General features: G+C 74.2%; 11 protein-coding genes and 1 tRNA gene. 9 read left to right on the top strand and 3 right to left on the bottom strand.

Annotation, left to right across the window (positions count from 1 at the left end; all coding sequences use genetic code 11):
- Positions 1–118 precede the first annotated feature (118 nt).
- From ACZ4M5_RS07150 to ACZ4M5_RS07180, 7 genes are all read left to right on the top strand, one after another.
- Positions 119–1,072 carry a phosphatase PAP2 family protein gene (locus ACZ4M5_RS07150; RefSeq protein WP_467733909.1) on the top strand — a complete coding sequence of 318 codons (954 nt, stop codon included), beginning with the start codon at positions 119–121 and terminating at the stop codon, positions 1,070–1,072.
- Positions 969–2,141, top strand: coding sequence for a hypothetical protein (locus tag ACZ4M5_RS07155; protein ID WP_467733911.1), 1,173 nt, complete (start codon positions 969–971; stop codon positions 2,139–2,141). The genes ACZ4M5_RS07150 and ACZ4M5_RS07155 overlap by 104 nt, the downstream gene beginning before the upstream one ends.
- Positions 2,132–3,724 carry a hypothetical protein gene (locus tag ACZ4M5_RS07160; RefSeq protein WP_467733913.1) on the top strand — a complete coding sequence of 531 codons (1,593 nt, stop codon included), beginning with the start codon at positions 2,132–2,134 and terminating at the stop codon, positions 3,722–3,724. Before ACZ4M5_RS07155 ends, ACZ4M5_RS07160 begins: the two co-directional genes overlap by 10 nt.
- Complete coding sequence (locus tag ACZ4M5_RS07165; protein WP_467733915.1) at positions 3,721–5,055, top strand: AAA family ATPase; 1,335 nt, start codon at positions 3,721–3,723, stop codon at positions 5,053–5,055. The genes ACZ4M5_RS07160 and ACZ4M5_RS07165 overlap by 4 nt, the downstream gene beginning before the upstream one ends.
- A 288-nt stretch (positions 5,056–5,343) precedes the next feature.
- The gene (locus tag ACZ4M5_RS07170) at positions 5,344–5,712 is read left to right on the top strand and encodes a hypothetical protein (RefSeq protein ID WP_333933522.1); all 369 of its coding nucleotides are present in this window, start codon (positions 5,344–5,346) and stop codon (positions 5,710–5,712) included.
- Between the two features lie 163 nt (positions 5,713–5,875).
- Positions 5,876–6,511, top strand: coding sequence for a bifunctional DNA primase/polymerase (locus ACZ4M5_RS07175; RefSeq protein ID WP_467733917.1), 636 nt, complete (start codon positions 5,876–5,878; stop codon positions 6,509–6,511).
- Positions 6,502–6,575: transfer RNA gene (locus tag ACZ4M5_RS07180), tRNA-Lys, on the top strand. The genes ACZ4M5_RS07175 and ACZ4M5_RS07180 overlap by 10 nt, the downstream gene beginning before the upstream one ends.
- An 82-nt stretch (positions 6,576–6,657) precedes the next feature.
- On the opposite strand, the gene ACZ4M5_RS07185 is transcribed toward ACZ4M5_RS07180, so the two are convergent.
- Positions 6,658–7,929, bottom strand: coding sequence for a M6 family metalloprotease domain-containing protein (locus tag ACZ4M5_RS07185; protein ID WP_467733919.1), 1,272 nt, complete (start codon positions 7,927–7,929; stop codon positions 6,658–6,660).
- A gap of 307 nt (positions 7,930–8,236) precedes the next feature.
- Here ACZ4M5_RS07185 and ACZ4M5_RS07190 point away from each other — a divergent pair, with 307 nt between their 5' ends.
- Positions 8,237–10,102: a putative bifunctional diguanylate cyclase/phosphodiesterase gene (locus ACZ4M5_RS07190; protein WP_467733921.1), complete on the top strand. Its 1,866-nt coding sequence runs from the start codon at positions 8,237–8,239 to the stop codon at positions 10,100–10,102.
- Here the strand turns inward: ACZ4M5_RS07190 and ACZ4M5_RS07195 are convergent.
- Positions 10,072–11,169 (bottom strand): LLM class flavin-dependent oxidoreductase, encoded by a 1,098-nt coding sequence (locus tag ACZ4M5_RS07195; RefSeq protein WP_467733923.1) that lies wholly within the window; start codon positions 11,167–11,169, stop codon positions 10,072–10,074. The two genes, ACZ4M5_RS07190 and ACZ4M5_RS07195, sit on opposite strands and share 31 nt — an antisense overlap.
- Positions 11,170–11,319: 150 nt before the next feature.
- The gene (locus ACZ4M5_RS07200; protein WP_467733925.1) at positions 11,320–12,048 is read right to left on the bottom strand and encodes a maleate cis-trans isomerase family protein; all 729 of its coding nucleotides are present in this window, start codon (positions 12,046–12,048) and stop codon (positions 11,320–11,322) included.
- Between the two features lie 312 nt (positions 12,049–12,360).
- Here ACZ4M5_RS07200 and ACZ4M5_RS07205 point away from each other — a divergent pair, with 312 nt between their 5' ends.
- Positions 12,361–13,308, top strand: a complete 948-nt coding sequence (locus ACZ4M5_RS07205; protein WP_467733927.1) for a D-2-hydroxyacid dehydrogenase — start codon at positions 12,361–12,363, stop codon at positions 13,306–13,308.
- The last annotated feature ends 11 nt before the right edge of the window (positions 13,309–13,319 follow it).

Raw genomic sequence — 13,319 nt, forward strand, 5'->3', positions numbered from 1 at the left:
CCCGGGGGGCGATCCCTGCGTCTTCGAGGTCCGGAGGCCGCCCCCCGGGGCGCGCGTACACGCCGTAAAGTGGCACGCCGACCGGCTGCACATGAGGACGAAGGGGGAGGGCGATCGGATGCCGCACACCGAGACACCGGGCACCGAGGCGGCCCCTGCGCCCAGGTTGCGCTGGTGGACGGAGCTGCCGCTCATCCTGCTGGTGTACGGGTGCTACACGGCGGGCCGGCTGCTCGCCCGGGGTGACGTCTCCACGGCGGTCGACCACGGCCTGGCGATCCTGCGGATCGAGAAGGCGCTGTACCTCAACGCCGAGCACCCGCTGAACCGCCTCTTCACGCGCGAGCCCTGGATAGGCATACCCGCCGACTTCTGGTACGCCTCCCTGCACTACGTGGTCACGCCGGTCGTCCTGGTGTGGCTCTTCCGCTCCCGCGCGGTGCGCTACCGCGCCGCCCGCACCTGGCTGATGACCTCGACCCTCATCGGCCTGATCGGCTTCACCCTGCTGCCGACCTGCCCGCCGCGGCTCCTCGACGCCGGTCACGGTTTCGTCGACACGATGGCCCAGTACAGCTCCTACGGCTGGTGGGGCGGAGCGGCCAGCGCGCCGCGCGGCATGGGCGGCATGACCAACCAGTACGCCGCGATGCCCAGTCTGCACGTGGGCTGGGCCCTGTGGTGCGGGGTCATGCTGTGGCGCTTCGGCGGTACGCGCCTGATGAAGGCGGCCGGTGTCGCCTACCCCCTGATCACCACGATCGTGGTGATGGGCACCGCCAACCACTACTTCCTGGACGCGGCCGCGGGCGCCCTCGTCATGGGTGCCGGTCTGCTCCTCGCGCCGGTCGTGATGCGCGCCGCCGACCGCGTGAAGGCCCGGTTCGTCACGGCGGCCGCAGCGGTCCCGGCGGACTCTCCCGCCGCTGGTTCCCCGATTGTCAGTGCCGGATGCCAGACTTCCGCGGGTGAGCGAATTCCACGGCAGCGCGAGGCGCGGCTCGCAGCCGGAGCCGAACCGAGTACCTCCCCCAAGGACGCGGGGGACGGCGCTCCGACACCGGCTCGCTGAGCTGCGCGGCGACGCACCCGCGAAGGCACTGGACGCGCGTGCTCTGGCGGCGCTGGCCGCCAACCCCGGCTGCGCGCGGCGCGCGATCCTGGACGGGGCGGGGGTGAACAAGGCGGTGCTGGCCGACGCGCTCGGCTCGCCGTCGGCCTTCGGGCAGTCGCAGTTCGCGCTCACCCGGGGCAACGCCTTCGAGGCGAAGGTCAAGGCGGACGGCGGCGCGGAGCTGCTGCGGCTGGTGCACGAGAAGCTGGACCGCTCCGGGGAACCCCCCACCGCCGCGCGCGTGCCCGACCTGACCGCGACCGGCCCCCAGGGGCGCACCGCCCGTACGGCGCTGGAGCTGCGGGAGGCCGCCGCGCACCCGGGCGCGTGGACGCTGCTCGACCACCCGATGCTCGCGCTGGACGTCGCGGGCTCCCCGGCCTACCTGGAGCCGGACGCCGTCGTGGTGCACCCGGACGGCAGCTGGACGGTCGTGGAGATCAAGTCCTTCCCGCTGCTGGACGGTTCGGCTGACCCGGCGAAGGTCGGCGCGGCGGCCCGGCAGGCGGCGGTGTACGTGCTGGCGCTGGAGGAGGTCGCCGCGCGGCTGGAGCCCGCCCCGCGCGTGCGGCACCGGGTCCTGCTGGTCTGCCCCCGGGACTTCTCCAACCTGCCGGCCGCCTCCGCCGTGGACATCCGCAAGCAGCGCGCGGTGACGGCCCGCCAGCTGGCCCGGCTCACCCGCATCGAGGAGATCGCCGACGCTCTGCCGGAGGGCACCTGCTTCTCCCCCGAGCTGCCCGCCGAGCAGCTGACGGCGGCCGTGGAGTCCGTCCCGGCGACGTACGCGCCCGAGTGCCTGTCCGCCTGCGAGCTGGCCTTCCACTGCCGGTCCCGGTCGCGCGAGTCGGGCGCGGTCACCACGCTCGGCCGCCCGGTGCGGGCCGAGCTGGGCGGTCTGACGACGGTCGAGGAGGTCCTCGCCGCGGCCCGCGGCGAGGCCGGCGACCCGGACGACCCGGCGGTGGCCGCGCTGCGCCGGGCCGCGGCCCTGCGCGCCGAGGCACTGGAGGCGGCGTGTCGCTGATCTCCACCCTGGCCCGCCTCGAGGCGGTCAGCACCGGCCGCGCCCAGCCCGCCGCCACCGTCCGCCACCGGCACCTGTCCGGTCAGCCGCTGGTCTTCGTGCCGCTCACCACCGCCGGTGAGGCGGGCGCCCCCCTCGGCGCGCTGGTCGGCACCGACCGGGACGCGCCGCGCCTGCTGGTCGTCCCGCAGCCCCGCGACCGCGACCTGCGCTTCGGCTTCCTGGCGGACCTGGCCGACGTGGTGCTGCCCTACGTGGACTCCTACGGTGAGGTCGTCGAGACCGCCGAGCGCACGGAGACGGACCCGGAGACGGGCAAGCGCGTCAAGGTCGAGGTCGACCTGTGCGCGGACGCGCCGCAGCTGATCGTGCCGAGCCGGGCGGGCATCGAGCTGGTACGGCTGCTCGGGCGCTCCACGCGGTTCCGCCGCACGGCCGAGCAGGACCCTGAGGCGCCCTACCCGGCGCCGCCGAGGGTGCCGCTGCTCGGCCGGTGGCTGACCCACTTCGGGGAGCGGGCCCGGGTGCCCGGCTCCTCGTTGCTGCTGGCGATCACCGACGTCCTGGGCCGTCACTGGGCGACCGGGCAGTCCACGCTGGAGGACCAGCACCTCGGGGCGCTGCTCGCCTGGATCGACCCGCCCGGGGGCGTCACCGGTGCCGAGGCGGCGCTGCGGGCCGAGCTGGAGCGGGACGAGCGGGGCCAGCTGCGCTGCCCGCCGGCCGGCCCCGCCACCGACCCGGCGTTCGACAACAAGCTCCTCGCCCCGGCCATCGAGCGCTACGACCGCGCCCGTACGGCTCTGCAGGCCGCCGAGGACGGGTTGGAGGCCGACGACCGGCTGGGCGCGGTGAGCGCCGCCGAGCGGGAGATCCGCGATCTGGTGCTGAGCCGGACCCGGCCGACCTGGGACGCGGTGTGGCGCGGTGTCGACCTGCTGCGCGAGCTGCCGGAGGGCGCACACGTGGAGGAGCGGTGGACTCGCGACCGCTGGTCGTTCACGGGCCACCGCGACCGGGTGCTGGCCGGCGAGCCCCCGCAGCCGCGCCGCGACGACGCGGTGACGGCGGCGAACAAGCTGGCGACGCGCGAGCGCGAGCAGGCCCGTCTCGAGGCGCAGGAGGCCCTCGACGACCCGCTGGTGCTGGCGGGGCGGCGGCTGTCCGGGGAGGCGTTCGCGGGCGAGGTCACCGACGTGGTGATGACGTACAGCGACGGCAAGCGCCCGAGCCCCCGCCCGCTGGTCACGGTCCGCACGGAGGACCGGCCGTATCTCGGGGAGCGGACGAAGGTGTACCGGTCGCTGGGCGGGAAGCCGCAGTCGGCGGAGTTCGTCGCGGCCGAGGAGGACGGCGCGTACGTCGTGCTGCGGGTCCTCGACAAGATGGGCCGCGGCAAGGAGCCCGAGCCGGGGTCGGTGCCGGAGAAGGGCGACCGGGTCTGCTTCACGCTCTTCGAGCACGAGCAGCGGGGCGGGGCGAAACTGCCCGACCCGGAGGAGACGCCGTGGACGCACGGCGGGCCGCCCGGCGAGGCGACCCTGGAGGCCGCCGATCCGGTGACCGAGGAGGATGTGCTGTGACCACGGTGTTCGACCCCTCGCTCGCCGCGGGCCGGGCGACGGAGGCGATCCTCCATGACACGCTGCACGGCACCGCGCGCGGGGTCGTGGTCGACTCCCCGCCGGGTGCCGGGAAGTCCACGCTGGTCGTCCGCGCGGCGCTGGAGCTGGCGGAGGCGGGCCGCCCGCTGATGGTGGTCGCGCAGACCAACGCCCAGGTCGACGACCTCGTGCTGCGGCTCGCCGAGAAGAACCCCGACCTTCCGGTGGGGCGGCTGCACAGCAGCGACGCCGACCCGTACGACAAGGCGCTCGACGCTCTGGACAACGTCCGCACGTCCGCCAAGGCGGCCGACCTCGCCGGTCTGGCCGTGGTGATCTCGACGGCGGCGAAGTGGGCGCATGTGAAGACCGACGAGCCGTGGCGGCACGCCATCGTCGACGAGGCGTACCAGATGCGCTCCGACGCGCTGCTCGCGGTGGCCGGGCTGTTCGAGCGGGCGCTGTTCGTGGGCGATCCGGGGCAGCTGGACCCGTTCGCGATCGTGGGCAGCGAGCAGTGGGCGGGCCTGTCCTACGACCCGTCGGCCTCCGCGGTGACGACCCTGCTCGCGCACAACCCGGACCTGCCCCAGCACCGGCTGCCGGTCTCCTGGCGGCTCCCGGCCTCGGCCGCTCCGCTGGTGTCGGACGCCTTCTACCCGTACACGCCGTTCCGCAGCGGCACCGGCCACGGCGACCGTGCCCTGGCCTTCGCGGTGCCGTCGGACGGCTCGGGCCCCGACCGGGTGATCGACGAGGCGGCGGCGTCGGGCTGGGGGCTGCTGGAGCTGCCCGCCCGCCACACCCCGCGCACGGACCCGGAGGCGGTCGTGGCGGTGGCCCGGGTCGTCCGCCGCCTGCTGGAGCGCGGCGGGGCGGCGACCTCGGAGCGCTCACCGGACCCCTCGCCCCTCACGGCCGACCGGATCGCCGTCGGCACGGCGCACCGGGACCAGGCGGCGGCGGTGCGCGCGGCCCTGTCCGGCCTCGGCGTCACCGACGTCGTGGTGGACACGGCGAACCGGCTGCAGGGCCGCGAGTACGACGTCACGGTGGTGCTGCATCCCCTCTCGGGCCGCCCCGACGCCACGGCGTTCCACCTGGAGACGGGCCGCCTCTGCGTCCTGGCCTCCCGCCACCGGCACGCCTGCATCGTGGTCTGCCGGGCAGGCGTCACGGACCTCCTGGACGACTACCCGTCGACGGAACCGGTCCAGCTGGGCACGGTGGTGAAGTTCCCGGACGGCTGGGAGGCCAACCACGCCGTCCTGGCCCATCTGGGAGAGCACCGGGTGGCATGGGAGACGTGACGAGGGCGCTCCAGCGAGACGCCCGTCCCCGCCGGCCGGAGGCCGGTCCGCCGCCGGAGGCGGCCGATGAACACAGCCCGGACGGCTGGGAGGCCGACCACGCCGTCCTGGCCCACCTGGCAGAGCACCGGGTGGCATGGGAGACGTAGCGGGCCGGAACGGCGCGGTGGGTGCCGGGTGGTGCGGTGGGTCGTCCGCGTCCGCGATGCCCACTTGCGCGCCGCGCGACAATGGACGGTGGCCCGATCCGCCGGGCGGGCCGAGCGCGCTGTACGAGGAGGAGAAGACATGGCGGAGCCCACGCCGCGTCGGAACGAGCCGCGGCTACGCCCCGCGCCCCTGCTGTTCGAGCCCGCGGAGGCGGCCTCGGACCCCGAGCACTTCTTCGACCTCGAGTCGATCGACGACCCCCGGGCGCTGCTGGCCCGGGCGACGGAGCTGACGCTGGCGTTCCGGGCCGCGGCGGACCGGGCGCTGGAGTTCCAGGCGATGGCGGCGGCGCAGCTGGCCGATCCGCGGCGGTTCGACCGGCTGACCACGGCGGACATCGCCGACCGGGCGGAGTGGACCGAGGACTACGCCAAGAAGATGGTCGAGTTCGGGCGGGACCTGATGCGCGGCGAGGCCGAGGGCCGCGGTCCCGGCGACCCCGCCTGAGCACACCCTGGCCCACCCCGACCCGGCCCCAGCCCAGCCCAGCCCAGCCCAACGATCACCTGGCATATGCCAGGCGGGCAAGATACTCCCCCTCACCCCCGGCTGTCCCGATTTCCCGCAACCCTGGGGAACCACTCGTTCACTGCCGGTAGACCTGTGTGCCATGAGCAGCACATGGAACGCCTCCGAAGTCACGCCGGACGGAGCCGCCTGGCTCGCCTCGGCAGGAACGTATCCGCGGAGCACGCTCGCCCTGTGGGACGAGCAGCCGGGCGCACCGGTCGTCCTGCCCTGCGGCTCGGTCTTCGACGTCGTCAGCGCGCCCGCGATCTTCGGGCGCCGGATGCTGGACCGGCTGTGGGACGACGGCCCCGGCTCGGGCCCCGTCGCCGAGTTCCGCGGTCGCATGCTGCTGTTCGCCGCCCCCGGCACGGCCCAGCGGCTGCCGGCGCTGCTGGAGTGGGAGGAGTGGGGCGCGCACGGCCGGAACGGCGGGGCCGGGGGTCGTACGGACGCGGTGCCGCCGCTGCTGTGCCACGGCACGGGCGACGCGGTGACCGTCCCGGCCCCGGCGTACGGCGACCTCACGGCTCTCCGGGTCGGAGCCGGCGGCGGCCCGGCCGCCGCCCGGTCCGGCTCGCGCTGGCTCGTCGCTCCCGACACCCGTCAGCCCTGGCTCCCCGGGCCCGAGGTGCTGCTGTGGGCGGCCGTGCGGGCGGCCCGCTCGGCCGTGCGGATTTCGATTTTTCCTCCCACCGACCAGGATGCTAAGGTCTACGACGTCAGCAGGCGCCGCTAGCTCAGTTGGTTAGAGCAGCTGACTCTTAATCAGCGGGTCCGGGGTTCGAGTCCCTGGCGGCGCACAGACGGTGAAAGGCCCCTCGCATCAGCGAGGGGCCTTTCGCGTGCGAGCGGGACGTGTCGCGACGCCGGTGGCGCCTGCGGTCAGTGGCCCACCCTGATCTTCACGGTCCAGGCACCCGAGGCCGTGCGTCCCTCCACCCGGACCTCCACCCGCACCCCCTCCCCCGGCACCGTGAAGCTCTCGCCGAGGGCGATCGGCGCGTCCGCCAGCGGCGGGTAGACGGAGTTCTCCCAGCACGCCTCGGTACGCGGATGGGCGTCGATCACCTCGATCGGTCCGCCTCCCGACTGCGCCCCGCCCCGCACCCGGTACACCAGCACCCCCGCCCGGCAGGCCTCGACGTCGTTGCCGACCGGCCCCCGCGCCTCCAGGGCGAGCACACTGTCGGGCCCGGTGCGCACCACGGCGAGCTTGGTGCCGCGCCCGAGCCCGAAGGCCTGGGCCCCGGCGGCACCGGCCGTGGCCGGCCCGGGGCCCGCCGTCAGCGGCTCCAGGGTCAGCCGGGCCGGACCGGCGTCCTGCACACAGCGCACCTGGCTCGGGTCGAGCCAGCCCAGTTTCCACTTGTGCCAGGCGAACAGGTCCGGGGCCAGGCCGAACTGGCTGCCCATCAGGTCCCAGTCGCCGACGTGCGTGTCCCAGTCGCCCTTGCCGTCGGCGGGACGGTGGTACAGGTCGGGCAGGTCGAACACGTGCCCGGTCTCATGGGCGAGGACGAGCCGGTCCGGCGGGTGCTGCTCGAACACCGTGACGACCCGGCGCAGATCGGTGCCGTCGGCCCGCAGCGGGCTCGTCAGGTTCACCACCTTGGTGGCGTCCGAGTCCACACCGGGCGCGTCCGGGTCGGCGACGAAGTACACGACGTCGTAGCGGGAGAAGTCGACCTGCGGATCGGCCACGGACAGGGCGTCGCGCAGGTACGCGGCCCGCCGGCCGGGGTCCCAGTCGCGCTGTATGTCGTAGGCCGTGGACGGCTGCGGCATCCGGATCCAGTGGCGGAGCGGATGCGGGCGCAGGGTGAAGCGGCCGTAGGAGGCGCGGTCGAAGAAGCGGGTGGTCGCCGGGAAGTGGTCGGCGGTCAGCTCCTGCGGGGTGGTCAGCGGGTGGGAGTCGGGGAAGGACAGGAACACCATCACCGCGTTCAGCGACCGGTTCGGCCGCGGATAGGCGGCGTTCCACGTGTCCAGGCCCTCCGAGTGGTGGGCGTCGGTGCGCGTCAGGGCGCAGGGCGCGGCCGAATCGGCCCCGGCGGAGGAGGGACTGGCACCGAGGGAGGTGGCGGCGAGCGCGGACATGGTGGTGAACACGGCCGCGGTGCTGCGCCATCGGGCGCGCGGGAACTGACGCGGCACAGGTACCTCCGGGTACGGTTCGCGGGACACCGCACCCAGCCTGTGATGATTTGTCGTACTGCGCCCTGTTTGCCTGCACCGGTCGGGTGAAGAGGTCGAAGAAATGCGAACGACGACGCCCCCGAAGCACTCACGGAACGTCACAACTGGTCGGGGGCCTGAAGAAGCCGTCCAAGGCTGAGCAGAAACGATCTGGCAGCAGCGCGGACGGGACCGGAACGCCGGACACCGGCTGGAAGGCCCTGGGGCCAGCCTCTATGATCGGCACACTTTCCTGACCTTTCCTGCACGGACAGAGATCGAATACATGCGGGAGCGAGCGGTGAGCGGAACCTCCGAAGGACCGGCGCCCGCGGTGGACCTCGACCGGCCGGTCGTCACAGAGAGTGAGATCGACACGTCTCCCCGTACCGAGACCCCGTCACGGCAGCCCTATCGCTCCGTCTTCACGGCCGCCCCGCTCGCCATGGCCGTCGTCGACCGCGAGGGCGCCGTCGTCAGCGCCAACGACGCGCTCGCCGCGCTGCTCGGCAGCGGACCGGACGAACTCGCCGGGTCCGCCGCCGCCGACCTGGTCGACCTCACCTCCGACGCGCGCACCTGGCACGCCTACCGCGAGGTGCTGCGCGGCCGGCAGTCCCGGCTGCGCTGCACCCGCCGTCTGAAGCACCCCGACGGGCACTCGCTGTGGGTGCAGGTGACGGTCGCCCCCCTGCCGGCCGAGGACCGGGGCGTACTGCTGTCGGTCGCCGACATCAGCGCCCGCCGGGAACTCCAGGCCCGTCTGCGGCACTTGCAGATGCACGACCCGGTGACCCGGCTGCCCAACCGCACTCTCTTCTTCGAACGGCTGTCCGCCGCACTGGAAGCCGAGTCGTACGAGCAGAGCGGCACCGGCCGGATCGGGCTGTGCTACCTGGACCTGGACGGCTTCAAGGCCATCAACGACACCCTCGGCCACCGCGTGGGCGACCGGCTGCTGGCCGCCGTCGCCGAGCGCCTCATGCGCTGCGCGGACGAGGCCGGGCACTCCCGGACCACCGTCCCGCTGGTGGCCCGGCTCGGCGGTGACGAGTTCGCCCTGCTCGTGGAGGACTCCACCGGCACCGAGCAACTGGCGGAGCTGGCCGAGTCGGCGCTGCGCGCGGTCCAGGACCCGTTCGACATCTCCGGGCAGCGGCTGTCGGTCTCGGCGTCGATCGGGGTGGTCGAACGGCATGCGGCCGGGACGACCCCGACGGCCCTGATGCAGGCGGCCGACACGACGCTGTACTGGGCGAAGGCGGACGGCAAGGCCCGCTGGACCCTGTTCGACCCGGAGCGCAACGCGCACCGCATGACCCGGCAGGCCCTCGCCTCCACGCTCCGCCCGGCCATCGACCGGGGCGAGTTCCGGCTGGAGTACCAGCCGCTGGTGGGCATGGAGGACGATCGGCTGCACGGCGTCGAGGCGCTCATCCGCTGGAATCATCCTCAGTTCGGCGTACTGACGCCGAATCGGTTCATCGGACTGGCCGAGGAGGACGGTTCCATCGTCCCGCTGGGCCGCTGGGTGCTGCGCACGGCCTGCGAGCAGGCCCGCCGCTGGCAGCTGGACCACCCCGGCGAGCCGCCGATCTTCGTCAGCGTGAACGTGGCGGTGCGCCAGATCTGGGACTCCGACCTGGTGGCGGACGTGGCGGAGGTCCTGGCCGGGACGAAACTCGAGCCGCACCTGCTGCAACTGGAGCTCACCGAGTCGGCCGTGATGGGTTCGGCGGGCCGCCCGCTGCAGACGCTGAAGGCCCTCAGCGACATGGGCGTGCGCATCGCCATCGACGACTTCGGCACCGGCTACTCGAACCTCGCCTACCTGAGCCGGCTGCCCGTGTCGGCGCTGAAGCTGGACGGCTCGTTCGTGCGCGGCTTCCAGTACGACGACCGGGAGGCCGCTGCCCGGGCCAACCCGGCCGACCAGGTGGTCGTCGAGGCGATGATCCAGCTCGCGCACCGGCTCGGACTGACCGTCACGGCCGAGTGCGTGGAGACCTCGGCGCAGGCCACCCGGCTGCGCAGCATCGGCTGCGACACCGGGCAGGGCTGGCTCTACTCCCGCCCGGTGCCGCCGGACCGCATCTCCGAGCTGCTGGGCACCCCGGGCGTTCAGGCCGAGGCGGGCGTCGGCAATCCATAGGCGTCGGCGATGAGCTCGTAGGAGCGCAGACGGACGTCCCCGCCGTGCGCGTTGGCCGTGATCATCAGCTCGTCGGCGCCGGTGCGCTTGGCCAGGTCGTCCAGGCCGGAGCGGACCTCGTCCGGGGTGCCGTGGACGACGTTGGCGTTCCAGGAGTCGACGAACTCCCGCTCCATGGGGCTGAACGGGTACGCCTCCGCCTCCTCCGGGGTGGGCACCAGACCGGGGCGGCCGGTGCGCAGCCGGACCATGTTGAGGGCGGCGGCCAGCACCTGCCGGCGGGCCTCCCGCTCGTCGTCCGTGGCGAGCGCGGAGACGCCGATGAGGGCGTACGGCCGGTCGAGCACGGCGGACGGCCGGAAGGACTCGCGGTACAGGTCCAGCGCGGGGATGGTGTTCTGCGCCGAGAAGTGGTGCGCGAAGGCGAAGGGCAGTCCGAGCACGCCGGCCAGCCGGGCGCTGAAGCCGGAGGAGCCGAGCAGCCAGATCGGCGGGCGGTGCGGGGACTGGACACCGCCGGGGGACGTGGCCTGCACGGGGCCCGGCACGGCGTGGATGCGGCGGTAGGGGTGCCCGTCGGGGAAGTCGTCGTCGAGGAAGCGGGTGAGCTCGGCGAGCTGCTCCGGGAAGTCGTCGGCGCCCTCGTTCAGCCGCTCGGTGCGGCGCAGGGCGGCGGCGGTGGCACCGTCCGTGCCCGGGGCGCGGCCGAGGCCGAGGTCGACGCGGCCGGGGGCCATGGCCTCCAGCGTGCCGAACTGCTCGGCGATCACGAGCGGGGCGTGGTTGGGCAGCATCACCCCGCCCGAGCCGAGGCGGATGCGCTCGGTGTGGGCGGCGAGGTGGGCCAGGATCACGGCCGGGGACGAGGAGGCCACACCCGGCATGGAGTGGTGCTCCGCGACCCAGTACCGGTGGAAACCGCGGCGCTCGGCGAGCCGGGCCAGCTCGACGCTGGTGCGCAGCGCGTCGGAGGCGGTCCGGCCGGCCCCCACGGTGACCAGGTCCAGTACGGAGAGGGGGACGGGGGCGCTGCCCTGCGCTGCGCCGCGAATCTCGTCTGCCGCCACGGTGGGGTGCCTCCTGCTGTGGGCCGTGTGCTGTCGTTCCGGCTCTAACAGGGGACTGTCTCCGTTTATTCCCGGCCCACGGGGACCCGGCCGGCCGGGCGCCCGGACCACGGGGGCCCGGCCGGCCCGGCGAGGGCGGCGCCCCCGGCGTCAGGCCTGGACGATCGGCTCGCGGGTGAACAGGGCTCCCAGTTCGGGGGCGTTCACGCGGCGGTCCGCCAGGCGCAGGGCCTCCCAGACGGTGACCTGGTTGGCGGTGAGGACCGGCTTGCCGAGTTCCTTCTCCAGGGCCGGGATGTGGGCGGCGGTGCGCAGGTCCGTGCCGGGCAGGAGGAGCGCCCCCGCGTCGGGATGGTCGGATGCGCGTGCGAGGGCGAGGAGTTCGGCCTCGCCCCAGTCGGCCCCGGCCGCCGCGGTGCCGCCCGAGGCGTGGACCGAGACGACGTCGACCCCGTCCGAGCGCAGGAACTGCGCGAAGAGCTGCGCCACGTCCTCCGGGTAGGCCGCGCCGATCGCGACCCGTCGCACCCCCAGTTCCCGCACCGCGTGCACGAAGCCGAAGGACGTCGAGGAAGCGGGCATGCCGGCTGCCTGGGCCAGCGTACGGACCTGGTCCTGCGCGCCGTCCCAGCCGTGCAGGAAACTGCCGGTCGTCGACGCCCACACCACGGCGTCCGCGCCCGCGTGCCGCAGTTCCTGCACCTCGGCCGCCAGCCGGCCGGCCGCGTCGCCCGCCGCCGTCGCGTCCACCCGGTGCGTCTCCTGACCGAGGTCGGTGTGCACCAGGTCCACCCGGATGTCGCTGCCCAGCAACTGCTCCATGCGCGGATAGTCGTCGTCGGCGAAGTGGCCCGGGTAGAGAAATCCCAGCGCTGTCATGTCCAGCCTTCCTGCTGCTCTGCTTCCCGTACTACGGGACCGGGTACCCAGTCGGCGCAGCGCCGCCCACCCTCGTCACCGGGTTGGCCGAGTTCGCCGGGTCGCGCGGCTCGGCGCGGCCTCGGCCGGGGCACCGGTGTCACGTGGGGCGACGGGCGGGCGACGGTGTGTGTTGACGGCCGCGTCCCGAGGGTGCCAGCGTGGTCGGTCCGCCCGGGTCCCCGCCCGGCCGGCTCCGGGCCTGCCCCTTCCCGTCCCCGCCCGGGGTCCGCGCCGGCCGGATCCGCCGAACGGCTGGAGGAACGGCTGCTCATGCCCACCCCCACCCTGCTCGTCCTGGACGCCGAGCCGCTCCCCCGTCTGGGCCGTCTCACCGGGCGCGTCCGCGTCGAGCACACCGACGCGTCCGGGCTCGCCGAGCGCCTTCCGTATGCGGACGTCCTCCTGGTGTGGGACTTCACCTCGCGGGCCGTGCGGGACGCATGGCCGGGCGAGGGCCCGCGTCCGCGCTGGGTGCACACGGCGAGTGCCGGTGTGGACCATCTGATGTGCCCCGAACTAGCCGCCTCCGACACGGTGGTGACCAACGCGCGGGGCGTCTTCGACCAGCCGGTCGCCGAGTACGTCGCCGCGCTGGTGCTGGCCATGGCGAAGGATCTGCCCCGCACGCTGGACCTGCAGCGCGAGCGGACCTGGCGGCACCGGGAGTCCCGGAAGGTCGCGGGCAGCCGGGCCGTGGTGGTCGGGTCCGGCCCCGTCGGCCGGGCCGTGGCCCGCACCTTGAAGGCCCTGGGCGTCACGACGGCACTGGTCGGGCGGACCGCGCGCGCCCGTGTGCACGGCCCGGAGGACCTGGACCGGCTGCTGTCCCGCGCCGACTGGGTGATCGCGGCGGCGCCCCTCACGGAGCAGACGCGTGGCATGTTCGACGCCCGCCGCTTCGGCGTGATGCAGCCCTCCGCACGGTTCGTCAACGTCGGCCGCGGCCCGCTGGTGGTGGAGGAGGCCCTCGCCGAGGCCCTGGAGAAGCGCTGGATCGCCGGGGCCGCCCTGGACGTCTTCCAGGCGGAACCACTGCCCGGGGACAGCCCGTTGTGGCGGGTGCCGGGCCTGATCGTGTCCCCGCATATGAGCGGCGACACCGACGGCTGGCGGGACGAACTCGCCGCACAGTTCGTGGAGTTCTTCGAACGGTGGGCGGCCGGTGAGCCGCTGAGGAACGTGGTGGACAAGAGGCGCGGGTACGTCCCCGGGCCGTGACGTGCCGGGGA

It is taken from the genome of Streptomyces sp. NPDC026246 (assembly GCF_055567995.1).

Excerpts from the sequence above, each read along its gene's own strand:
- ACZ4M5_RS07150 (WP_467733909.1), top strand. The coding sequence starts at position 119 with ATGCCGCACACCGAGACACCGGGCACCGAGGCGGCCCCTGCGCCCAGG.
- ACZ4M5_RS07170 (WP_333933522.1), top strand. The coding sequence starts at position 5,344 with ATGGCGGAGCCCACGCCGCGTCGGAACGAGCCGCGGCTACGCCCCGCG.
- ACZ4M5_RS07175 (WP_467733917.1), top strand. The coding sequence starts at position 5,876 with ATGAGCAGCACATGGAACGCCTCCGAAGTCACGCCGGACGGAGCCGCC.
- ACZ4M5_RS07190 (WP_467733921.1), top strand. The coding sequence starts at position 8,237 with ATGCGGGAGCGAGCGGTGAGCGGAACCTCCGAAGGACCGGCGCCCGCG.
- ACZ4M5_RS07200 (WP_467733925.1), bottom strand. The coding sequence starts at position 12,048 with ATGACAGCGCTGGGATTTCTCTACCCGGGCCACTTCGCCGACGACGAC.
- ACZ4M5_RS07205 (WP_467733927.1), top strand. The coding sequence starts at position 12,361 with ATGCCCACCCCCACCCTGCTCGTCCTGGACGCCGAGCCGCTCCCCCGT.